Origin of the sequence: Aeromicrobium sp., from assembly GCF_025965075.1 — a bacterium.
Taxonomy (GTDB): domain Bacteria; phylum Actinomycetota; class Actinomycetes; order Propionibacteriales; family Nocardioidaceae; genus Aeromicrobium.
In genome coordinates this window covers 21,038-41,403 of sequence record NZ_JAOPXQ010000098.1, presented here as the reverse complement: position 1 = coordinate 41,403, position 20,366 = coordinate 21,038, and the positions used below count along the sequence as shown (strand labels likewise).

The following is a 20,366-nucleotide window of genomic DNA, read 5'->3' as shown; positions in this document are numbered from 1 at the left end:
ATCTCACGCTGATGGCGGGAGCCGACGCCGTCGAGCCGCTGGGTGCCGAGGAGCCGTTCGAGGCGGTCGTCAGGGCGTACGTCGTGGGGCTGCTCACGGGGGCCAAGGGCAACACCGGCGTGATCCTCTCCCAGCTGATCCGGGCGTGCTTCCGCGACCTGGACCTGCGGGGCGGTGAGATCAGCGCGACCGACGTGGCCCGCTCCTTCGTCTCGGCGTCGGACGCGGCCTGGGCCGCCGTCGGCGCGCCCGTCGAGGGCACGATCCTCTCGGTGGCCAAGGCCGCGGCCGCGGGAGCGACCGAGGCGGCCGAGGCGGGGGTCGACGGCCGGACGGTCTTCGCCAAGGCCGCCGCCGCCGCCCGCGAGGCGCTGGCGCGCACGCCCGAGCAGATGGAGGTGCTTGCCCGGGCCGGTGTCGTCGACGCGGGTGGCCGCGCGCTGGTCGTCGTGCTCGACGCGACGGAGCAGGCGCTGACCGGCCGCCTGCCCGAACGGGTCGTGGCCTCGATCCCGGTGCCGATCCGCGCCGCGGACGACGAGCTCAGCGCTGACGGTCCGTCCTACGAGGTCATGTACCTCCTCGAGGCCGACGACGACCGGATCCCGGACCTGCGCCGTGCGCTCCTGCCGCTGGGTGACTCGCTGGTCGTCGTCGGTGGCGACCGGCTCTGGAACGTCCACGTCCACGTCGACGACGTCGGGGCGGCGATCGAGGTCGGCATCGCCGCCGGCCGGCCCTACCGGATCGCCGTGACGCACTTCGCCGACCAGATCGCCCAGGGGCCGCAGCGCGAACGGGTCGTCATCGCCGCCACCACCGGCGAGGGCCTCACGGCACTGTGCCGCGAGGCGGGGGCGACGGCGCTCGAGTTCACCCGCGAGCACCCGTTGACCGTCGCGGAGATGAGCGCGTCGCTGCGTGACGTCAACGCCGGCGAGATCATCGTGCTGCCCAACAACTCGCGCTACGTCCGCCAGTTCGAGGCCGCCGCGCAGGCGGCCCGACAGGACGGCGTACGCGTCGCGGTGATCCCGACCCTCGCCCAGGTGCAGGGGCTCGCGGCGCTGGCCGTGCACGATCCCGGCCTGGGCTTCGACGAGGTCGTCGTCGCGATGTCGAGCGCCGCGGCCAGCACGCAGCACGGTGCCGTGACGGTCGCGACGGAGGCCGGGATGACGATGGCCGGACCCGTGCGGGCCGGCGACATCCTCGGGGTCGTGGCGGGGGACTTCGCGGTCGTCGGCGACGACGTCCTGGAGGTGGCCTACGCCGTCATCGACCGGATCCTGTCCCCGGCGGGTGAGATGCTGACCGTCGTGCTGGGAGAAGGCGTCGAGGGGCTGGTCGAGGAGTCGATCTCCGCCCATCTCCGGCTGACCCGGCCCGACGTCGACCTGCTGGTCTACGACGGCGGCCAGGAGAACTATCCGTTGTTCATCGCGGTCGAGTGATGGTCGACCTCACGACCAAGCTCGTCAACATCCTCGGCGACAAGACCACCAAGCCCCTGACGGCCGCCTTCGACATGGTCGTCGTGGGTGACCTGCTGCGGCACTACCCCCGCCGCTACGCCGAGCTCGGCAAGCTGACCGACCTGTCGCAGCTCGAGGTCGGCCAGCACGTCACGATCATGGCGCGGGTCGCGTCGGTCAAGAACTTCTCCTTCGGTCCCGGTGGCAAGCGCACCCGCACCGAGGTCGTGGTGACCGACGGCACGGGCCACCTGACGTTGACCTTCTTCCAGCAGGGCTGGCGGCTCAAGTCGATGGAGCCGGGCTCGCTGGGCCTGGCGGCCGGTGTCGTCAGCGAGTTCAACCGCAAGCTGCAGCTGACCCACCCCGACTGGGAGCCCATCAAGGAGACCGACGACCCGACCGAGTCGTCCCGGCTGAGCCGCGGCATCATCCCGCTCTACCGCGCCACCGCCAAGATGCCGTCGTGGCGGATCGCCCAGTGCGTCGAGATGTGCCTCGACGCTCTCGACCCGGTCGAGGATCCGCTCCCGGCGGAGATCCGGGACGCCCGGGACTTCTTCGACCTGCCCGGCTCGCTCGAGGCCGTCCACCGTCCCCGCACGGCCAAGGACTGGCAGCGCGGCCGCGACCGGTTCCGTTTCGAGGAGGCGTTCGTCGTGCAGACCGTGTTCGCCCAGCGGCGCCACACCCTCGAGCAGGAGCGGGCCGCGGCCCGGCCCGTCGTCGCCGGTGGGCTGCGGGACCGGTTCGAGCAGCAGCTCCCGTTCGTCCTGACCGAGGGGCAGCGCACCGTCGTCGGCGAGATCGGCGCCGACCTGGCACGCACCCACCCGATGCACCGGCTGCTCCAGGGCGAGGTCGGCTCGGGCAAGACGATCGTCGCCCTGCTGGCGATGCTGCAGGTCGTTGACGCGGGAGCCCAGGCCGCCCTGCTGGCGCCGACCGAGGTCCTGGCGTCGCAGCACTACCGCGCCATCACCGCGATGCTGGGTGACCTCGCCAAGGGAGGGATGATCGGTGGCGCCGACGGCGCCACCCGGGTCCGGCTCCTGACCGGGTCGATGGGTGCCAAGGCCCGCAACGCCTCCCTGCTGGACGCCGCCTCGGGCGAGGCCGGGATCGTCATCGGCACGCACGCCCTGATCCAGGACCACGTCCAGCTCGCCGAGCTGGGCCTGCTGGTCGTCGACGAGCAGCACCGCTTCGGCGTCGAGCAGCGGGCCGCGCTGGTCGACCGCGCCGAGGTCACGCCGCACGTGCTGGTCATGACGGCCACGCCGATCCCGCGCACGATCGCGATGTCGGTGTTCGGCGACCTCGAGGTGTCGACGTTGCGCGAGCTGCCCGCCGGCCGCCAGCCCATCCAGACCACCGTCGTCCCGGCCGCCGAGCGCCCCGCCTGGCTCGACCGCGGCTGGCAGCGGGTCCGCGAGGAGGTCGCCAAGGGTCGTCAGGCGTACGTCGTGGTGTCCCGCATCGGTGACACTGCGTCCGACGGGGAGGGCTCGGAGAGCGAGACGAGCTCCCTGGTGGAGCTGCACGAGGAGCTCGTCGGCGGGGCGCTGCACGGGCTGCGGGTCGGCACGCTGCACGGACGGATGAGCCCCGACGACAAGGACGCCGCGATGAACGCGTTCGCGTCCGGTGCGCTCGACGTGCTGGTCGCGACGACCGTCGTCGAGGTCGGCGTCGACGTCCCCAACGCGACGGTCATGGTCATCATGGATGCCGACCGGTTCGGGGTCTCCCAGCTGCACCAGCTGCGTGGACGGGTCGGCCGGGGGAGCGAGGCCGGGCTGTGCCTGCTGGTCACCACCAGCGACGCGGACTCGCCGGCGCGGGAGCGGCTCGACGCGGTCGCCTCGACGACCGACGGGTTCGAGCTGTCCCGGCTCGACGTCGAGCTGCGCCGCGAGGGCGACGTCCTCGGCTCCCGGCAGTCGGGCATACGCTCCAGCCTTCGGCTGCTCTCGGTCGTCAAGGACGGCGACGTCATCGACGACGCCCGGGCCGCGGCCGATGCGCTGGTGCAGGATGATCCGACGCTGGGGTCGCACGCGGCCCTGGCCGCCGCCGTCGAGGAGCTCGAGCGGTCCGAGCAGGCCGACTACCTGGAGCGCACATGACCCGGATCATCGCGGGGACCCACGGCGGGCGTCGCATCCAGACGCCCAAGGGCGACGGGACGCGGCCGACCAGCGACCGGGTGCGCGAGGCGATGTTCTCCTCCCTGGAGTCCGAGCTGGGCGGCTTCGCCGACCTCGTCGTGCTGGACCTGTTCGCCGGCTCGGGAGCGCTGGGCCTGGAGGCGCTGTCACGGGGCGCCGCGTCCGCAACGTTCGTGGAGGCCGACGCCCGGGCCGCCGCGGTCATCAAGACCAACCTCCGCGAGCTCGGCGCCTCCGGCACGGTCGCCCGCGCCAAGGCCGAGCGGTGGATCGAGGACGACGCCGCGGACGCCTTCGACCTGGTCTTCGTCGACCCGCCCTACGCCGTGACGACTGCCGGGGTGGCGCGGCTCGTGGCCGCGATCAAGGACTCGTTCGCGACGCCGGACACGCTCTTCGTGGTCGAGCGCGCGACCCGGGACCCGTTCGAGTGGCCGGCCGGGATCGAGCCGCTCCGGGACAAGAAGTACGGCGAGACGACCCTTTGGTACGGTCGCTGACATGACCAAGGTCGTGTGTCCCGGATCCTTCGACCCCGTGACCAATGGTCACCTCGACATCGTCAACCGCGCCTCGCGCCTGTTCGACGAGGTCGTCGTCGCGGTGCTCGTCAACGAGTCCAAGACGGGACTGTTCACGGTCGAGGAGCGTCTCGACCTGCTCGACCGGGCCACCGAGCACCTGCCCAACGTGTCGACGGCCTCCTTCACGGGGCTCCTGGTCGACTTCTGCTCGACCCACGACGTGGACGCCATCGTCAAGGGCCTGCGCGCCGTCACGGACTTCGACTACGAGCTGCAGATGGCGCAGATGAACGGCAGCCTCACCGAGGTCGACACCCTGTTCATCCCCACCTCCCCGGAGTACTCCTTCCTCGCCTCCAGCCTGGTCAAGGAGGTCGCCAAGCACGGCGGCGACGTGTCGGCCCTGGTGCCCGACTTCGTCAACGCCGAGCTCAAGGCCAAGTTCGCCTGACGTGGACCGGACGGCCGAGTTCGAGGCCGAGCGGCCCAGGCTGGTCGCCATCGCGGCCCGCGTGCTGGTCGACCAGGCCGAGGCCGAGGACGTCGTGCAGCGCGCGTGGTTGCGCCTCTCCGCCTCCGACGCGGACATCGCGAGCCTCCCGGCCTGGCTCACGACCGTCACGACCCGGCTGTGCCTGGATCGCCTCCGCGCCCGCACGCCCGTCCCGGTCGAGGACGTCGGCGAGGCCGGGACGGCTCCCGACCCGGCCGACGAGGTCGCGCTCGCCGACTCCGTCGGAGCCGCGCTGGTCGTCGTGCTCGATCGACTCACGCCGGCCGAGCGGGTGGCCTTCGTGCTGCACGACAGCTTCGACATCGAGTTCGCCACGATCGCGGGGGTCCTCGACACGACGCCGGCGTCCGCCCGCAAGCTGGCGTCCCGCGCTCGGGCCAAGGTCAGCGATCCGGCGCCCGACGCCCGCCCGGCCACGTGGGAGGTCGTCGACGCGTTCATGGCGGCGGCCCGGCACGGCGACTTCTACCGCCTCATCCAGCTCCTGGCCCCCGACGCGGACGTGACGGCCGACCGGGCCGCGGTCGTGGCGGGAACGCCGGAGGCCATCCGCGGGGGACGTCAGGTCGCCGAGTTCTTCAACGGCAGCGCCCACTCGGCCCTTCCCGTGCACGTCGGCGACCGTCCGGGCGCGGCCTGGTTCCATCGCGGGGAGGCGAAGGTGGTGTTCGACTTCACGGTCGTCGACGGGGTCGTCCGCGGCATCACGTTCCGCGCCGATCCCGCGACGCTGGCGCAGGTGTCCCGGCGCGACGGCGCGAGTCCGCGCACCTGAGCCCGGCCGCTGTCACATCCGGCCGCCTCCGGACGTCAACAAGGTGTCAGCCTGGTCATCCAGGCCCCACCACCGAACGGGAGCACCGCATCATGAAGACCATGACCTGTCGACAGCTCGGAGGTCCCTGCGACCTCGAGCACCGCGGCGAGAGCGCCGATGACGTCATCAACGCCCAGGACAAGCACCTCAAGGAGGCGGAGAAGGCGGGGGACCCCGTCCACCAGGAGGCGCGTGACGCGATGAAGTCCCGGTGGCGGCACCCCAAGAAGTCTCTGGGCTGGTACCGCGACATGAAGAAGGCCTTCGCCGCCCTGCCGGAGGGTTGATCGCCCGGGCCCCGGCACTCAGTCCGGGAGCTGGGGGACTGCGAGGGGGTCCCGGGTGCCGACCTGGACCGCGCGGCGGAGCGCCGCCGAGCCGAACTTGTCCCGGACGGCGTCGATGACCGAGTCGAGCTCGGCCCCGCTCGTCACGTCGAGCGGCAGCGACAGCTGCTCGGGCTGGTCGTCCAGCGATCCGACCGACACGCCGATCAGGGTGATGCCGCGCTCCTTGATCGCACCGGCCCGGGACGCCAGGAGCAGCCGGGCGGTGTCCAGGACCGTCAGGGTGTGCGCCGTGGGTTGCGACAGCGTGTGCGAGGAGGTGGACCGGGTGAAGTCGCCGAACCGCAGCCGGATCGTCACGGTGCTGCCGGTACGCCCGGCGGCCCGCATCCGGCGCGTCACCCGGTCGACCAGCGTCAGCAGGGTCAGGTCGAGCTCGGCGGCCGAGTGCCGGCCCGATCCGATCGCGTGCTGAGCGCCCATCGACCCGTGACGCTTCCCGGTCTGCACCGGCCGAGGGTCCCGGTTGTGGGCCAGCGCGTGCAGGTGGCGGCCGGCACCCGGCCCGAGCAGCTGGACCAGCTCGACCTCGAACATCTGCGCCACGTCGCCGACGGTGTGGATGCGCGCCTCGCGCAGCTTGGCGGACGTGACCTTGCCGACACCCCACAGGCGTTCGACCGGCAGGGCGTGGAGGAACTCGAGCTCCCGCTCGACCGGCACGACCAGCAGTCCCTCCGGCTTGGAGACCGCGGAGGCGACCTTGGCGAGGTACTTCGTCCGGGCGACGCCGACCGAGATCGGCAGCCCGACCCGCTCGCGGACGTCGTCACGCAGCTGCTGGGCGATGACCGACGGGGCGCCCCGGATCCGGCGCAGGCCCCCGACCTCGAGGAACGCCTCGTCGATCGAGATGCCCTCGACGACCGGCGTGGTGTCGTGAAACACCTCGAACACCGCGCGGCTCGCCTCGGTGTAGGCGCTCATCCGCGGGGGCACGACGATCGCGTCGGGACACGCGCGGAGCGCCTGACGCCCACCCATTGCCGTCCGGACGCCGCGCGCCTTGGCCTCGTAGCTCGCCGCCAGCACGACCCCGCCGCCGACGATGACGGGCCGCCCGCGCAGCGACGGGTCGTCGCGCTGCTCGACCGACGCGTAGAACGCGTCGAGGTCGGCGTGCAGGACGGTGCCCTCGGTCATGTCGCCATGGTGTCACCGACGGCGGACAGTCGGTGTGGCCGATTGGCCTCGGCGTGGCCCGGCGGGTTACGATTTACCTCGGCCTGCTTGCAGGTCGAACTCTTGTCGTGCTCTTGGATGGATGGGTGAAAACGTGCTGTCCGGACCGCTGGTCATCGACACCCACGATATGGGTCGTCATCCCGGCACCGAACGTACGCTGCAGCTGACCATCCCGGCGCCGGCAGAGATGGGATACGACGTCTACGCCGTTCCCGAGGGTTCCACGATCGAGATCGAGCTCCGGCTCGAGGCGATCATGGAAGGGCTCCTGGCGACAGGGACCGCCTCGGCGCGGGCAGTGGGCGAGTGCGTGCGGTGCCTGGAGCCGATCGACGAAGCTGTCACCGTCGGATTCCAGGAGCTCTACCTCTTCGAAGCACCCTCCACACCGGAGGATGCGGACGAGGAGGATCATGTCCTCGAGGACGACCAGCTCGACCTCGAAATCGTCCTGCGGGACGCGGTGGTGCTCGCACTGCCGCACAACCCGTTGTGTGGTCCGGAATGTCCGGGACTGTGCCCCGAGTGCGGCGCACGGCTCGCGGATGATCCAGAGCACACACACGGTGAGGCGATCGACCCACGATGGTCGGCGCTGAGCCAGCTGGCGGAGCAACCGGTCCCGTCAGCCGACCAGTCAGAGTCGGACATCACGTCCGACGACAGCAAGGAGTAGATCGTGGCAGTCCCGAAGAGGAAGATGTCGCGCAGCAACACGCGTCACCGTCGTTCGCAGTGGAAGACCACCGCAACGGCGATCGTCGACTGCGCCAACCCTGCGTGTGACTCCAAGGTGCAGCCGCACCACGCGTGCACCAAGTGTGGACAGTACGGAGCTCGCGGCGAGCGTCGCCAGGTCCTCTGATCTCTGCCGCAGTTGACGCTGAGGCGCTCCGGGACGTCCTGGGAGTCCAGGATCTCGACCCGGAGCTGCTTCAGCACGCGCTGACGCACCGCTCATTCGCGTACGAGAACGGCGGTGTGCCCAACAACGAGCGCCTCGAGTTCCTCGGGGACTCGGTGCTCGGGCTCGTCGTCACCGACACGCTCTTCACGGGCCATCCCGACCTGCCCGAGGGGCAGCTCGCGAAGCTTCGCGCCGCCGTGGTCAGCGCCAAGGCGCTCGCCGAGGTGGCGCGCACGCTCGGCATTGGCGAGCACGTCCGGCTCGGCCGTGGCGAGGAGTCGACCGGTGGGCGCGACAAGGCCTCGATCCTGTCCGACACGGTCGAGGCGCTCCTGGGCGCGATCTACGTGCAGTTCGGCATCGAGCGCGCCGCGGAGGTCATCCACCGCGTGTTCGATCCCGTGATCGCGGTCGCCGCCGAGCTCGGTGCGGGCCTGGACTGGAAGACGTCGCTGCAGGAGATCGCCGCCAACAACAACCTCGGTGTGCCGCAGTACGTCCTGGTGGGCACCGGTCCCGACCACGACAAGAGCTTCACGGCCGAGGTCGTCGTCGGCGAGACCACCTACGGCGGCGGCGCCGGCCGCTCCAAGAAGGAAGCCGAGCAGATGGTCGCCGAGATCGCCTGGCGGGCCATCAGCACCGAGCTCGACGCCACCACCTGACCCGTGCCGGAGCTCCCCGAGGTCGAGGTCGTCCGCATCGGCATCGCCGACCACGTGGTCGGCCGCACGATCGTGGGCGTCACGGTCCACGACGTCCGGTCGCTGCGTCGCCACCTGCCCGGCCCGGCCGACTTCGGCCACCGGCTCCAAGGACGTACGGTCGTGGGCGCCGCACGGCGCGGCAAGTATCTCTGGCTGCAGCTCGATCACGGTGACGCCGTGCTGTGCCACCTCGGGATGAGCGGGCAGTTCCTGATCTCCGAGGCCGCCGCTCCGCCGCCGCGCCATCTGCGGATCGCCCTGACCCTCGACGACGGCCGGGAGCTGCGGTTCGCCGACCAGCGGATCTTCGGCGGCATGGCGTTCAGCGAGGACGGTGCCGAGCTGCCGCCGGAGATCGCGCACATCGCCCGCGACCCGCTGGACCCGTTGTTCGACGCCGCCGCGTTCTCCACCCGGATCCGGAAGCGCCAGACCGGCGTCAAGCGCGCGATCCTCGACCAGACGCTGATCTCGGGGGTCGGCAACATCTACGCCGACGAGGCCCTGTGGCGCACGCCGCTGCACTACGCCCGCAACACCCGGCACCTCCGGACCCGCGAGGTCGAGGGGCTGCTGACCCACATCGGCGAGGTCATGCGCGAGGCGTTGGCCCAGGGCGGCACGTCGTTCGACGCGCTCTACGTCAACGTCAACGGCAACAGCGGCTACTTCGACCGGTCCCTGCAGGCGTACGGGCAGGAGGGCGAGCCGTGCCAGCGGTGCGGCACCCCCATCCGCCGCGACGCGTTCATGAACCGGTCGTCGTTCTGGTGCCCGACCTGCCAGCCGCGTCCCCGCAACGGCAAGTTCTGACTCCTCAGGGTGCGTAGCGCCGCTCGACCCCTCCGGTAGATCAGCCACCAGTCCGGGCGTCGGCCCGGAACGGTCTGGCGTGGGGTGGTCGATCTGCACAGACGAGATGACGGCGCGCAGATCGTCGGGACGGGTCCGAAACGTGGCAACTGCGTGCGCCGGAGTGCGGGCGCTCGTCGCTACCCTGTGGACATGATCCTTGAGCCCATGACTGCCGAGCGGTTCGGGCCGTGGAACGACCAGCTGGTCCTCAGCTACGCCCGTGAGAAGGTCGAGTCCGGCAGCTGGCTCGAGGACGGCGCGGTCGCGCGGTCGTGCCGGGAGCAGGCGGAGCTCCTGCCCGACGGCGTCGACACCGACGGGCACGACCTCTTCGTCGGCACGGTCGACGGCGTGGAGGTCGGCGTGCTGTGGCTCTTCACGGATCCCGACCTGACCGTGCCGGAGACCTACATCTACGACATCGAGGTCCGGGCCGATCACCGTGGTCGCGGGCTGGGGCGCGAGCTCCTCGAGGCGGCCGAGGGCTGGTGCGCCGACCACAGCATCGGGGTGCTGCGGCTCCACGTGTTCGCCCACAACGAGACCGCGATCGGCCTCTACGAGACCTCGGGGTTCGGGACCACGAGCCACACGATGGCCAAGACGATCCGATGACCGACCAGCCGTACGGCGAGGAGGCGTGGGAGCGCTTCGTCGACGAGCCACCCAAGCGCTCGGGGCGTACGCCCTTCGAGCGGGACCGTGCGCGCGTCGTCCACTCCGCCGCGCTGCGCCGGCTGTCGGCCAAGACTCAGGTCATGGGTGCGGGGTTCGACGACTTCGTCCGCAACCGCCTGACCCACTCGCTCGAGGTGGCCCAGGTCGCCCGTGAGCTCGGCAAGGCGCTGGGCTGCAATCCGGACATCGTCGACTCCGCCGCGCTGGCGCACGATCTCGGGCACCCGCCGTTCGGGCACAACGGGGAGGTCGCCCTGGACGAGGCGGCGCAGGGGTGCGGCGGTTTCGAGGGCAACGCGCAGACCCTGCGGATCCTGAGCCGGCTGGAGTCCAAGGCGTTCGGCCCGGACGGTCGCAGCGTCGGGCTCAACCTGACCCGGGCGACGCTGTCGGCGTGCGTGAAGTATCCGTGGCCCCGCGGCGAGGCGCCGGACGGGAGCGCGAAGTTCGGTGCGTACTCCGACGACCGGCCGGTCTTCGACTGGCTCCGTGACGGCGCCCCACTGCGACGACGCCCGATCGAGGCGCAGGTCATGGACCTGGCCGACGACATCGCGTACTCGGTGCACGACGTCGAGGACGGTGTCGTGGGTGGCTGGTTCGAGCTGCGGGGCGGCACGCTCGACACCGCGTCGATCCGCGGGGTCGCCCGCGACTGGTACGACGACACCGCGACCGACGACCGGCTCGACGCGGCGCTCGCCCGGCTGCAGGAGATGCCGGAGTGGCCGACGACGTCGTTCGACGGCAGCCGGGCCGAGCGGGCGGTCCTCAAGAGCCTCACGAGCGCCCTGATCGGCCGCTTCGCGCACGCCGCCGAGCTCGCCACGGTCCGGACCTGGGGGTCGGGTCCGCTGACCCGGTTCGGCGCCGACCTGGAGGTCCCGGCCGAGACCCGCGACGAGATCACGGTGCTGAAGTCGATCGCGGCCCACTACGTCATGCGCTCCGACGACCGGGCCGGCCCACTGGGACGCCAGCGCGAGCTGCTGCTGGCCCTCGTCGACGTGCTCGACCGCTCGGAGGGGCGCGAGCTGGAGGCCGAGTTCGCCGAGGACTTCACCCGGGCCACCGACGACGCGGCCCGCCGCCGGGTCGTGATCGACCAGGTCGCGAGCCTGACCGACGTGTCCGCCCGGGCCTGGGCGCTACGCCTCCTGAGCTGACCCGGAGGCGGTGCGGGCCGATCGCCCGTGGTGGGCGGCGACTAACATTCACCCCATGGCCGGGCGCATCAAGGACGAGGACATCCAGCTCGTCCGCGAACGCACCCGCATCGACGAGGTCGTCGAGCAGTACGTGACCCTCAAGAACGCCGGCGGCGGCTCCCGCAAGGGGCTGTGCCCGTTCCACGACGAGAAGTCCCCGTCGTTCAACGTCCGTCCCTCGGTCGGCTCCTACCACTGCTTCGGCTGCGGTGCCGGCGGAGACGTCTTCAGGTTCGTGATGGAGATCGAGGGGCTGAGCTTCGTCGAGACGGTCGAGCGGCTGGCGGCCAAGGGCGGCATCACGCTCCGCTACGAGGAGGGTGGCACCCCCGGCCCGCGCCGTGACCCGCACCAGCGGCCGCGGCTGCTCGCCGCGCACCGCGAGGCCGGCGAGTTCTACGCCGCCGCGCTCCAGTCGTCGCCCGACGCCCAGGCCGGCCGGCAGTTCGTCCAGGACCGCGGCTTCGACCAGGCCGCCGCCGAGCGGTTCGGGATGGGCTTCGCGCCACGCGGCGGCGAGGCGCTCGTGTCCCACCTGCGCGGCAAGGGCTTCACGGAGGAGGAGCTGGTCGTCGGGGGGCTCGCCTCGCGCGGCTCCCGCGGCCTCTACGACCGGTTCCGCGGACGCCTGCTCTGGCCGATCCGGGAGATGACCGGCGAGGTCATCGGCTTCGGCGCCCGGCGCATGTTCGACGACGACCGGGTCGAGGCGAAGTACCTCAACACGTCCGAGACGCCGATCTACAAGAAGAGCCAGGTCCTCTACGGTCTCGACCTGGCCCGCCGCTCGATCTCGTCCTCGAGCCAGGCCGTCATCGTCGAGGGCTACACCGACGTCATGGCCTGCCACGAGGCCGGCGTGACGACTGCCGTCGCGACGTGCGGCACGGCGTTCGGCGAGGACCATGCGCGGGTCATGCGCCGGCTGATGCTGGACGACCAGGCGTTCCACGGCGAGGTCATCTTCACGTTCGACGGCGACGAGGCCGGCCAGCGTGCGGCCCTCAAGACGTTCAACGGCGACCAGCAGTTCGTCGCCCAGACCTATGTCGCGGTCGAGCCCCGCGGGATGGACCCGTGCGACCTGCGCCTGGCCGACGGCGACGCCGCGGTGCGCGAGCTCGTCGCGTCCCGGATCCCGCTCTACCGCTTCGTGCTCGACAACATGCTGGGCAAGTACGACCTCGACCGCGGCGACCAACGGGTCGATGCCGTCCGGGAGGCGGTCTCGCTGGCGTCCGCGATCCGCGACAAGTCCAAGGTCGACGCGCTGCTGCGGGAGATCGCCGGACGCGTCGGCACCGACATCGAGCAGGTCCGGTCCGAGCACCGCCGGCGCGCCGCCTCCGCGCCCAAGGCCGGTGCGCCCAGGACCGGTGCCCAGCAGGCCGCGGTCGCCGAGGCTGCACCGGCGGCGATCCCGTCCCCGGCGGTCAACTTCGGCCTGCCCCAGTTCGCCGACGAGCGGGAGGCGCTCAAGGCGATCGTGCAGCACCCCCACCTCGCCGCGGCGGTCGCCGAGGACCTGGACGACAACGACTTCACCCATCCCATCTCGCGGCTCCTGTGGCAGCACATCGAGAAGATGCCGTGGCCGACCGGGCCCGACACCAACTGGCTCCCGCAGCTGGCCGACAGCGTCGCCGACGAGGACGCCAAGCGCATCCTGTCGATCGCCGCGGTCGAGCCGATGCGCGCCCGGGAGGGCAACACGCCCGCCGTCGTCGCCTCGGTCGTCATCCGGCTCCAGCTGCTGACCCTCGGTCGGAGCATCGCGGACGTCAAGTCCAAGCTGCAGCGCACCAACCCGATCGAGCAGGCCGAGGTCTACAACCGGATGTTCGGCGAGCTCATCGCGCTGGAGCAGCAGTTCCGCCAGCTGCGGGACCGCTCGCTCGGCGAGGACGTCCCCAGCTGACGGTGACGCTTCCCGGCGTCCACAGCCGGGTCGTCGAGGCGACCACGTCGGCGCGAGACGGCCGAGGCTGGGGGAGTGGATGACTTCGTGCGCGACCTGCTGGCCCGCCAACCGATCGACGCGGCCGAGGAGCGGGCCCTGGCCCGGCTCGCCCGCACCGGCGACCTCGACGCCCGTGCGGAGCTCATCACGTCCGGCCTGCGGTCGGTCGCCCTCCGGGCCCGGCTGCGCGGCCTCAGTGGCGAGGAGCTCCGCGAAGCCGTCCAGTCCGGCGCGATCGGGCTGATCCGGGCGATCGACCGGTTCGATCCCGACCGTGGGGTCCGCCTGGCGACGTACGCGTGGCACTGGATCGGTGCCGAGATGCACCGGGAGGCTCTCCCGGACCTTCCGCTCGGTGACCTGGAGCCGGCCGTCGAGGACCCGGGGGTCAGTTCCACGGACCTCCTGGAGGGGCTGCCCGAGGAGCTCGCCGAGGTCGTCCGTCTGAGGTTCGGACTCGCGGGTGACACCCCGATCCCGATGTCGCGAATCGCCGTGGCACAGCACCTGGGAGTGTCCGTCGCGCAGGTCCGAACACGCGAGGGGAAGGCGATGCGACAACTCCGCAGGGGACTTGCTAAAGTTGTCGACCGTGCTCCTCCGCAGCGAGGAGCCGATCCCCCATAGCTCAATTGGCAGAGCATTCGACTGTTAATCGGAGGGTTCTTGGTTCGAGTCCAAGTGGGGGAGCAGGACCGGAACGGCGTCGACATTCGGCGCCGTTTCGTCGTTCCCGGGGCGCGCGATCGGACCGATCGTCTCGTCGCGGATGCTCGGTCGAGCGGGTACGGGTCGGATCCCGGGGTACGGGTCGGGCAGCGCCGTCGCCCGGCGGGCGCGCACCCAACGAGGGGCAACGACATGGAGACCCGATCCGGACGTCTGTCGCAGGGCCTGGCCGACGCGGGGGGCCGCGGCCTCTCCGTTGCGTTCAGCGTGGTCGGGCGGCTCCGGCCCGCCGCCAAGCCGTTGCACCCCCGAGGGACGCTCTACGGCGCCGTGGTGGAGCGTCGGGGGCTGCCGGAGCCGGTCGGCGTGCCCTGGATCGACGAGGCCGGCACGACCTCGGCCCTGGTGCGCCTGTCCCGCGCCACCGGGCTGCCTCCGGCGCTCCCGGACATCCACGGCATGGCGCTGCGCATCCCGACCGACGGAGCCCGCCACGCCGACATCCTGCTGGCGACGACGGGCCTCGGGCGACTGACCCGGTTCGTCCTGTTCCCCGCCGGCCGCGCGGACCACCAGGCGTACTCGACCCTCATCCCGTACTCCACCCGGGTCGGCCCGCTCAACCTCGCCGCGCTGCCGGTGGACGGCGAGCCGCGCACGTTCGACCTGACCTGTGCGCAGGGGCGTGGGCCGTGGACGCCGTTCGCCCGGATGACGTTGGAGGAGTCGCCGTCGACGGACTCGCCGTCGTTCGACCCGGTCCTCAACCGGCTGCCCGGGCTCGACTACTACGACTGGGCCACCCGGCTGCGGGAGCGCGCCTATCGCGGCGCCCGCCGCTCCCGGGAGCAGGACTGAGCTCACTGCCCCCAGACGAGGGAGAACACCTCGAAGGGAGCCGCATGGGTCACGCCGAGGCGTGAGCCGGTCGGCCGGGACATGCCCTCGAGGAACTCGGCCGGATCGAAGTCCGTCCAGCCGAGACCCTCGATGTACGCGCGATGGGCCGCGAGCGACGCGACGCCGCGGTCGAACGTGTCGGTCGTGTCGACGGCGTGCCGGCTGTCGGGGGAGCCAGCGGCCCAGACCTGGGTGACGCCGCCCCAGGGCTCGAGGCCGTCGACGAGCTGCTCGGGAAAGATCCACCGGTTGCCGGCGTCCGCGGCGGAGTTGAGGGCCGCGCGGCCCACCGCCATGTGGTCGGGCTGGTTGGGCATCGAGCCGCCCCAGCTCTCCCGGAAGTTGTTGGTGATGATGACCTCGGGGCGGTGCCGTCGCACGACCGCCGTGATGGCCCGACGCAGGTCGACGCCGTACTCGAGGACGCCGTCGGGCAGGCCGAGGAAGTCGACGGTCTCCACGCCGACGATCCGGCCCGACTCGAGCTGCTCGGCGACCCGGATCTCGCGGCACTCGTCCGGCGGGATGCCGTCGATCCCGGCCTCGCCGCTCGTCACCATGCAGTAGACGACCGACTTGCCCTGGTCGGTCCAGCGCGCGACCGCGGCCGCCGCTCCGAACTCGACGTCGTCCGGATGGGCCACGACGACGAGCGCGCGCTCCCAGCTCTCGTCCACTGGCTCGAGGGGTACGGGTTCCATGTGGCTAGGCTAGGCGCGCATTCCCTCGGGGAGGTAGCTCAGCTGGTTAGAGCAGGGGACTCATAATCCCTGGGTCGCGGGTTCGAGCCCCGCCCTCCCTACTGCGCGACACCCGGACCGCCGCCGGTCGGAGCCCATTCCGGTGGCGGTGCAGGGGTCGCCCTACGGGCGGAGTGGCGGTGCAGGGGTCGCCCAACGGGCGGAGTGGCGGTGCGGGGGTCGCCCTCACCCGGTCCGGTAGGTCGACTGGTGCACCGCCCCCGGCGGCGCGCGCGGTCGGAAGGGCGACTGGTGCACCGTTCCCCGCCGGGACGGGTGGAATGTCCCGGCCGCCCGGCCTGCGCCACACTGGTGCCATGCGCGACGCGGTGATCTTCGACATGGACGGCACGCTGTGCGACACCTCGGGCATCGAGCACCTCATCGAGGGTGACGACAAGGACTATCCGGCGTTCCACGGGGCATCACGCACCTGCCCGGCGCACGCCGAGGTCGTGGCGGCGGCCGTCGCCCAGCACGAGGCCGGCCGCGCGGTCCTGGTCGTGTCGTCACGGGAGTTCATCTGGCGCGACCTGACGCTCGACTGGCTGGTCGAGCACGGCGTGCCGTACGACGCGCTCTACCTGCGCATCGTGGGTGACTACCGCAAGGACGTCGTGGTCAAGAAGGACATCCTCGAGCAGATCACGGCGGACGGCTTCCACGTCCTGGAGGCGTGGGACGACAAGCCGTCGGTCATCGACCTGTGGCGCGACCACGAGATCGCCGTCCACGTCGTCGAGTGAGGCCTCAGAGACCGAACGCGCCGCGCCTCGCCTCGGGCACGAGCGCGAGGAACTCGGGGTGGTCGCGGATGACCTTGGGGACGAACGGGCAGTAGGGCAGCACCGAGCCACCCCGCGCCGCGATCTCGGTCAGCGCGCCGCTGATGAGCTGCCCACCCAGGCCCCGGCCCTCGAACTGCGGGTAGATCCGGGTGTGGGGGAGGGCGTACGCCCCACCCTCCAGGCGGTAGTCGACGAAGCCGGCGAGCTCGCCGTCGACGGTGATCTCGAACCGCGAATCGGTGGGGTTGTCCTGCACGATGGTCGTCATCCGACATGCCTCCAGGGTGGCGTGTTGTCCGCAGACGCCAACGTACGTCACAATGGTCCCAGGTGCTCCCGAGACGCTGGGGAAGGCGACACTAGGGAGGCACCGAATGAACATGTCTTCGCCGACGACCCCGACCAGGGGTGTACTTTTCGTGCACTCAGCGGCATCCGCGTTGTGCCCACACGTCGAGTGGGCCGCTGCCGGCGTGCTCGGAGGCACCCCGGACATCGCGTGGGTCCCGCAGCTGGCCGAGCCCGGCACCTACCGGGCCGAGCTGTCCTGGCAGGCGCCCGCCGGGACGGCGGCGAAGATCGCCTCCGCGCTCCGCGGCTGGGAGCAGCTGCGGTTCGAGGTCAGCGAGGAGCCGACCGCCTCGACCGAGGGGGCGCGCTACTCCTACACGCCCAGGCTCGGCATCTTCCACGCCATGACGGGGCTGCACGGGGACGTCCTGATCCCCGAGGACCGCATCAAGGCGTTCCGGGTCAAGGCCGCGCTCGGCGAGGTCGACATCGAGACGGCCCTCGACGGGCTGCTGGGCGTCGCCTGGGACGCCGAGCTCGAGCCGTTCCGCCACGCCGGCGACGGCGCACCCGTGCGCTGGCTGCACCAGGTCATCTGACCCGGGAGCGGCCCGGGAGATCCGGGACCGACCAGCCGGCGGTCAGCCGATCTCGACCTTGACCGCCGGGGTCGAGTCGCCGGTCTCGGTGTTGGTCACCCGGAACTCCCGGGCGCCCGTCCGTGACGTGTAGAGCTCGGTCTTGAACGTCCCACCGTCGCGGGTCACGGGCTGGATCGGGAAGTCGTCCCACGCCGATCCCTCGTCCTTGACCTCGACCTGCAACGCCTCGCCCTTGTCGCTGCCGGGGAAGACGCCCTCGAGGGTGAACTTCTGGCCGGGGGAGATCTGCGTGCTCGACGCCGTGATCGAGGGCTCCGGCTCACCGGCGGTCTCCGTCGGCTTGGCGGTGGGTGCCTTGGTCGTCGTCTCGGTCGGGGTGGGGGTCGTCGTGGCCGAGACGGGCGGGAGGTCGGCGGCGCTGATCCCGGTCACGCTGACGAGGGCCGCTCCGGCCACGCCGAGGACGACGCCGATGACGCCGCCGATCACGGCGAACCAGATGAAGAATCCCGTCGCCCGGCGGCGACGCTCGTGGTGATCCTCTGGGTGCACGGTCCTTGCCCTGTCGGTGGCTGCTGCTGTGTGGATGTCGGCGACCCGCGGCACGCTCGGCGTACGGGGCTGCTTCGGGCCATCATGCCTGACGACGGCGTCGATGGCGTCCTTGACCGTCACCAGCGAGTCGATCGTCTCGTCGGACAGGTGGATGTCGAACCGCCGGCCGAGCTCCTCGCCGACCTCGACGATCGTCAGGGAGTCCGTGCCGAGCTCCTTGAGCGTGGCTCCCGGCACGACCGCGTCGGCGGGACAGCCGACCACGCGGACCAGGATGTCCGTCAGCTGCTCGTGGACCGTGGTGGGGGAAGGCACCCGCCCAGTCTATCGAGGCGTGGGCGGCGTCACGGCGCCCCGACCGGGGTTCGGCACGCGCCCCGCCGAGGCCGACCCTAGGATGGGCCGATGGAGAGCCCGGGAGACGTCCAGTACGTCGTGGTGCACGGCTACCGTCGAGCGTTCCGGATCTCGGGCTCCGGCCCGGCCCTGCTGCTCCTGCACGGGCTGGCCTGCGACTCGTCCACGTGGGACGAGGTCGTGCCGGCCCTGGCCGAGCACTACACCGTCATCGCCCCGGACCTGCTCGGCCACGGCGAGTCCGACAAGCCCAACGCGGACTACTCGCTCGGCGGCTACGCCAACGGCATGCGGGACCTGCTCACGGTGCTCGGCATCGACAAGGTCACGGTCGTCGGCCACAGCTTCGGCGGGGGTGTCGCGATGCAGTTCGCCTACCAGTTCCCCGACCGGACCGAGCGGGTCGTGCTGGTGTCGACGGGGGGTCTCGGCAAGGAGGTCAGCCCGCTGATCCGCCTCCTGACGATCCCGGGCAGCGGCCTGGCCATCGCGGCGGCGACGTTCCGCCCGTGGCGCCCCGCCGTCGCCGGCGCGCTGCGGTCGCTGTCGCGGCTGCCGATCAGCGCCACGCGGGACCTCGACGAGGTGGCGCGCATCTACGAGGCGCTCGCCGATCCGGCACAGCGTACGGCCGTGCAGCGGGTCACGAGCCACGTCCTGGACTGGCGCGGGCAGTTCGTGACGATGACCGACCGCAGCTACCTCGCCCGGCTCATGCCGGTGCTGGTCATCTGGGGCCGCGAGGACATGGTCATCCCGTCCTCGCACGCCGACCTCGCGCCGACGCAGGTGTCCGACGTCCACGTGCTCCCGGACGCGGGGCACTTCCCGCACCGGGACCACCCCGAGGAGTTCTGCCGGATCGTGACGGAGTTCGTCGCGTCCACCGAGCCGGCGCACTACCACCGCGGCAGGTGGCGGGCGCTGCTGCGCCGCGGCGACACGTACGAGCTGGAGAGCGTTCCGCCGGTCGCGGTCGAGCCCGCGATCAGCTGATCGCGGCGCCGGCGACGGTCAGCGGGACCGCTCGGCCGGGACCTGACCGGGCGTCGGATCCCCGTGAGGAGCCGTCTCGGCCGCCCCGGCGGCCGCCGACACCTCCACCAGTCTGCGACGCTTCTGCCACTTGGTGTTGCCGGTGGCCCAGGCACCGATCACGACGGCGGCCCAGCCGATGAACGCGCCGGCGAAGACGTCGGCGATGTAGTGCCAGCCGAAGTAGACCGTCGCGAGCACGACCAGGCCGAGGTAGACCCAGCCGATGATCTGGATGGCCCGCTTCTGCCGGGTGGCGCGCAGGAACAGGCACGCCGACACCACGACGGACACGTGCAGCGAGGCGAAGCCGGCGATGCCGTACGTGCTGCCGCCCGAGGGGTCCTGGTAGAACCGCCCGGCCGCCCTGAACAGCGATCTCTGCAGCTGGGCGGCGCTCGTGTCGGGCAGGTCGAGGAAGCGCTGCGGCTCGTAGAACGCGGGGCCGAGCGTGGGCAGGCTGTAGTAGCTCATGACGCCGAGCACCCAGTTGAGGCTCAGCGCCGTGGCGTACCAGGCGCCCAGCGACATGTCCTTGCCCCACACGAGGAACGCGCCGAGGGTCAGCGGGATCAGCGGGAGATAGGCGACGTAGATGACCGACAGGACCTGCGCCGAGAAGCTCGTGCCGAGGAAGTCGTGCAGCAGCCGGGCCGGGTCGTGGCCGAACGACATCCAGTTGTCGAGGTCCAGCAGCTCCTTGTCGTACCGGTGGCTACGCACCTGCGGCAGGTCGCTCTTGAGGTTCCGGTAGCTGACGTAGCAGATGTAGAACGAGATCAGCCCGGCCAGGATGTTGCCGACGCGACGCCAGTTCCACTCCTCCCGCCAGATCCGGCGGATCTCGGCGAGGCAGTGGCGGATCCCGACGTTCCGGATCGCCGACGGCACGATGCCGACCGCGAAGAACAGCACGGCGATCAGCGGCAGGCGGATGTAGGCCGGCCCGAGGAATCCGTCGGGGTCACGCATTGGCACGTCGTAGTGCTGCGAGGCCCAGATGGCCGTGGCACCCACGATCGCGGAGAGACACACCGCAAAGGTGTAGGGCCAACGAAGCATGAGCGACATCCTAAGGGTC

23 protein-coding genes and 2 tRNA genes are annotated in these 20,366 nt (G+C 71.4%); 20 read left to right on the top strand and 5 right to left on the bottom strand.

What is annotated here, in order from left to right; all coding sequences use genetic code 11:
• The 6 genes from JWQ91_RS06545 to JWQ91_RS06520 form a co-directional block, all read left to right on the top strand.
• Positions 1 to 1,454: DAK2 domain-containing protein (locus JWQ91_RS06545; RefSeq protein WP_297782053.1), on the top strand; the 1,454-nt coding region annotated here is incomplete at its 5' end.
• Positions 1,454 to 3,604, top strand: a complete 2,151-nt coding sequence (gene recG, locus JWQ91_RS06540; protein ID WP_297782052.1) for an ATP-dependent DNA helicase RecG — start codon at positions 1,454 to 1,456, stop codon at positions 3,602 to 3,604. The genes JWQ91_RS06545 and recG, both read left to right, overlap by 1 nt.
• On the top strand, positions 3,601 to 4,146 hold the full coding sequence (rsmD, locus tag JWQ91_RS06535; RefSeq protein ID WP_297782051.1) for a 16S rRNA (guanine(966)-N(2))-methyltransferase RsmD: 546 nt from the start codon (positions 3,601 to 3,603) through the stop codon (positions 4,144 to 4,146). Before recG ends, rsmD begins: the two co-directional genes overlap by 4 nt.
• Before the next feature lies 1 nt (position 4,147).
• Entirely contained in the window at positions 4,148 to 4,621 is a 474-nt protein-coding gene (gene coaD / locus JWQ91_RS06530; RefSeq protein ID WP_297782050.1) for a pantetheine-phosphate adenylyltransferase, read from the top strand.
• A gap of 1 nt (position 4,622) precedes the next feature.
• Positions 4,623 to 5,459: a sigma-70 family RNA polymerase sigma factor gene (locus JWQ91_RS06525; RefSeq protein WP_297782049.1), complete on the top strand. Its 837-nt coding sequence runs from the start codon at positions 4,623 to 4,625 to the stop codon at positions 5,457 to 5,459.
• 101 nt (positions 5,460 to 5,560) lie between these two features.
• Positions 5,561 to 5,788 carry a hypothetical protein gene (locus JWQ91_RS06520; protein WP_297782048.1) on the top strand — a complete coding sequence of 76 codons (228 nt, stop codon included), beginning with the start codon at positions 5,561 to 5,563 and terminating at the stop codon, positions 5,786 to 5,788.
• 18 nt (positions 5,789 to 5,806) lie between these two features.
• On the opposite strand, the gene dinB is transcribed toward JWQ91_RS06520, so the two are convergent.
• On the bottom strand, positions 5,807 to 6,991 hold the full coding sequence (dinB, locus tag JWQ91_RS06515; protein ID WP_297782047.1) for a DNA polymerase IV: 1,185 nt from the start codon (positions 6,989 to 6,991) through the stop codon (positions 5,807 to 5,809).
• A gap of 121 nt (positions 6,992 to 7,112) precedes the next feature.
• On the opposite strand from dinB, the gene JWQ91_RS06510 reads away from it, so the two are divergent.
• From JWQ91_RS06510 to JWQ91_RS06465, 10 genes are all read left to right on the top strand, one after another.
• Positions 7,113 to 7,709: a DUF177 domain-containing protein gene (locus JWQ91_RS06510; protein WP_297782046.1), complete on the top strand. Its 597-nt coding sequence runs from the start codon at positions 7,113 to 7,115 to the stop codon at positions 7,707 to 7,709.
• Between the two features lie 3 nt (positions 7,710 to 7,712).
• Complete coding sequence (rpmF, locus tag JWQ91_RS06505) at positions 7,713 to 7,898, top strand: 50S ribosomal protein L32 (protein WP_056607529.1); 186 nt, start codon at positions 7,713 to 7,715, stop codon at positions 7,896 to 7,898.
• 38 nt (positions 7,899 to 7,936) lie between these two features.
• A complete protein-coding gene (gene rnc / locus JWQ91_RS06500; RefSeq protein WP_297782055.1) occupies positions 7,937 to 8,605 on the top strand; it encodes a ribonuclease III in 669 nt (222 codons plus the stop codon).
• 3 nt (positions 8,606 to 8,608) lie between these two features.
• Positions 8,609 to 9,460: a bifunctional DNA-formamidopyrimidine glycosylase/DNA-(apurinic or apyrimidinic site) lyase gene (gene mutM, locus JWQ91_RS06495; protein WP_297782045.1), complete on the top strand. Its 852-nt coding sequence runs from the start codon at positions 8,609 to 8,611 to the stop codon at positions 9,458 to 9,460.
• Positions 9,461 to 9,652: 192 nt separating this feature from the next.
• The gene (locus tag JWQ91_RS06490) at positions 9,653 to 10,117 is read left to right on the top strand and encodes a GNAT family N-acetyltransferase (protein ID WP_297782044.1); all 465 of its coding nucleotides are present in this window, start codon (positions 9,653 to 9,655) and stop codon (positions 10,115 to 10,117) included.
• Positions 10,114 to 11,346, top strand: a complete 1,233-nt coding sequence (locus tag JWQ91_RS06485; protein WP_297782043.1) for a deoxyguanosinetriphosphate triphosphohydrolase — start codon at positions 10,114 to 10,116, stop codon at positions 11,344 to 11,346. Before JWQ91_RS06490 ends, JWQ91_RS06485 begins: the two co-directional genes overlap by 4 nt.
• 55 nt (positions 11,347 to 11,401) lie before the next feature.
• A complete protein-coding gene (dnaG, locus tag JWQ91_RS06480; protein WP_297782042.1) occupies positions 11,402 to 13,306 on the top strand; it encodes a DNA primase in 1,905 nt (634 codons plus the stop codon).
• A 75-nt stretch (positions 13,307 to 13,381) separates the two neighbouring features.
• Positions 13,382 to 13,975 (top strand): sigma factor, encoded by a 594-nt coding sequence (locus tag JWQ91_RS06475; RefSeq protein ID WP_297782041.1) that lies wholly within the window; start codon positions 13,382 to 13,384, stop codon positions 13,973 to 13,975.
• Positions 13,966 to 14,038: transfer RNA gene (locus JWQ91_RS06470), tRNA-Asn, on the top strand. The genes JWQ91_RS06475 and JWQ91_RS06470 overlap by 10 nt, the downstream gene beginning before the upstream one ends.
• 171 nt (positions 14,039 to 14,209) lie before the next feature.
• The gene (locus JWQ91_RS06465) at positions 14,210 to 14,875 is read left to right on the top strand and encodes a hypothetical protein (protein ID WP_297782040.1); all 666 of its coding nucleotides are present in this window, start codon (positions 14,210 to 14,212) and stop codon (positions 14,873 to 14,875) included.
• A 2-nt stretch (positions 14,876 to 14,877) separates the two neighbouring features.
• Here JWQ91_RS06465 and JWQ91_RS06460 read toward each other — a convergent pair whose 3' ends face one another.
• Positions 14,878 to 15,618, bottom strand: coding sequence for a PIG-L deacetylase family protein (locus JWQ91_RS06460; RefSeq protein ID WP_297782039.1), 741 nt, complete (start codon positions 15,616 to 15,618; stop codon positions 14,878 to 14,880).
• 27 nt (positions 15,619 to 15,645) lie between these two features.
• On the opposite strand from JWQ91_RS06460, the gene JWQ91_RS06455 reads away from it, so the two are divergent.
• Positions 15,646 to 15,719: transfer RNA gene (locus tag JWQ91_RS06455), tRNA-Met, on the top strand.
• A gap of 255 nt (positions 15,720 to 15,974) precedes the next feature.
• Positions 15,975 to 16,403 carry an HAD family acid phosphatase gene (locus JWQ91_RS06450; protein ID WP_297782038.1) on the top strand — a complete coding sequence of 143 codons (429 nt, stop codon included), beginning with the start codon at positions 15,975 to 15,977 and terminating at the stop codon, positions 16,401 to 16,403.
• Positions 16,404 to 16,407: 4 nt separating this feature from the next.
• On the opposite strand, the gene JWQ91_RS06445 is transcribed toward JWQ91_RS06450, so the two are convergent.
• A complete protein-coding gene (locus JWQ91_RS06445; protein WP_297782037.1) occupies positions 16,408 to 16,713 on the bottom strand; it encodes a GNAT family N-acetyltransferase in 306 nt (101 codons plus the stop codon).
• Between the two features lie 112 nt (positions 16,714 to 16,825).
• Here JWQ91_RS06445 and JWQ91_RS06440 point away from each other — a divergent pair, with 112 nt between their 5' ends.
• Positions 16,826 to 17,335, top strand: coding sequence for a DUF3145 domain-containing protein (locus JWQ91_RS06440; protein WP_297782054.1), 510 nt, complete (start codon positions 16,826 to 16,828; stop codon positions 17,333 to 17,335).
• Positions 17,336 to 17,377: 42 nt separating this feature from the next.
• Here JWQ91_RS06440 and JWQ91_RS06435 read toward each other — a convergent pair whose 3' ends face one another.
• Entirely contained in the window at positions 17,378 to 18,208 is an 831-nt protein-coding gene (locus tag JWQ91_RS06435) for a phosphopantetheine-binding protein (protein WP_297782036.1), read from the bottom strand.
• A 90-nt stretch (positions 18,209 to 18,298) separates the two neighbouring features.
• Here JWQ91_RS06435 and JWQ91_RS06430 point away from each other — a divergent pair, with 90 nt between their 5' ends.
• Positions 18,299 to 19,246: an alpha/beta fold hydrolase gene (locus JWQ91_RS06430; protein ID WP_297782035.1), complete on the top strand. Its 948-nt coding sequence runs from the start codon at positions 18,299 to 18,301 to the stop codon at positions 19,244 to 19,246.
• Between the two features lie 18 nt (positions 19,247 to 19,264).
• On the opposite strand, the gene JWQ91_RS06425 is transcribed toward JWQ91_RS06430, so the two are convergent.
• Complete coding sequence (locus tag JWQ91_RS06425; RefSeq protein ID WP_297782034.1) at positions 19,265 to 20,347, bottom strand: phosphatase PAP2 family protein; 1,083 nt, start codon at positions 20,345 to 20,347, stop codon at positions 19,265 to 19,267.
• Positions 20,348 to 20,366: the final 19 nt, after the last annotated feature.

Bases quoted from the DNA above. Each gene is read 5' to 3' on its own strand.
- recG (WP_297782052.1), top strand. From the start codon at position 1,454: ATGGTCGACCTCACGACCAAGCTCGTCAACATCCTCGGCGACAAGACC.
- rsmD (WP_297782051.1), top strand. From the start codon at position 3,601: ATGACCCGGATCATCGCGGGGACCCACGGCGGGCGTCGCATCCAGACG.
- coaD (WP_297782050.1), top strand. From the start codon at position 4,148: ATGACCAAGGTCGTGTGTCCCGGATCCTTCGACCCCGTGACCAATGGT.
- JWQ91_RS06520 (WP_297782048.1), top strand. From the start codon at position 5,561: ATGACCTGTCGACAGCTCGGAGGTCCCTGCGACCTCGAGCACCGCGGC.
- dinB (WP_297782047.1), bottom strand. From the start codon at position 6,991: ATGACCGAGGGCACCGTCCTGCACGCCGACCTCGACGCGTTCTACGCG.
- JWQ91_RS06510 (WP_297782046.1), top strand. From the start codon at position 7,113: ATGGGTGAAAACGTGCTGTCCGGACCGCTGGTCATCGACACCCACGAT.
- JWQ91_RS06490 (WP_297782044.1), top strand. From the start codon at position 9,653: ATGATCCTTGAGCCCATGACTGCCGAGCGGTTCGGGCCGTGGAACGAC.
- JWQ91_RS06485 (WP_297782043.1), top strand. From the start codon at position 10,114: ATGACCGACCAGCCGTACGGCGAGGAGGCGTGGGAGCGCTTCGTCGAC.
- dnaG (WP_297782042.1), top strand. From the start codon at position 11,402: ATGGCCGGGCGCATCAAGGACGAGGACATCCAGCTCGTCCGCGAACGC.
- JWQ91_RS06465 (WP_297782040.1), top strand. From the start codon at position 14,210: ATGGAGACCCGATCCGGACGTCTGTCGCAGGGCCTGGCCGACGCGGGG.
- JWQ91_RS06460 (WP_297782039.1), bottom strand. From the start codon at position 15,618: ATGGAACCCGTACCCCTCGAGCCAGTGGACGAGAGCTGGGAGCGCGCG.
- JWQ91_RS06450 (WP_297782038.1), top strand. From the start codon at position 15,975: ATGCGCGACGCGGTGATCTTCGACATGGACGGCACGCTGTGCGACACC.
- JWQ91_RS06445 (WP_297782037.1), bottom strand. From the start codon at position 16,713: ATGACGACCATCGTGCAGGACAACCCCACCGATTCGCGGTTCGAGATC.
- JWQ91_RS06440 (WP_297782054.1), top strand. From the start codon at position 16,826: ATGTCTTCGCCGACGACCCCGACCAGGGGTGTACTTTTCGTGCACTCA.
- JWQ91_RS06430 (WP_297782035.1), top strand. From the start codon at position 18,299: ATGGAGAGCCCGGGAGACGTCCAGTACGTCGTGGTGCACGGCTACCGT.
- JWQ91_RS06425 (WP_297782034.1), bottom strand. From the start codon at position 20,347: ATGCTTCGTTGGCCCTACACCTTTGCGGTGTGTCTCTCCGCGATCGTG.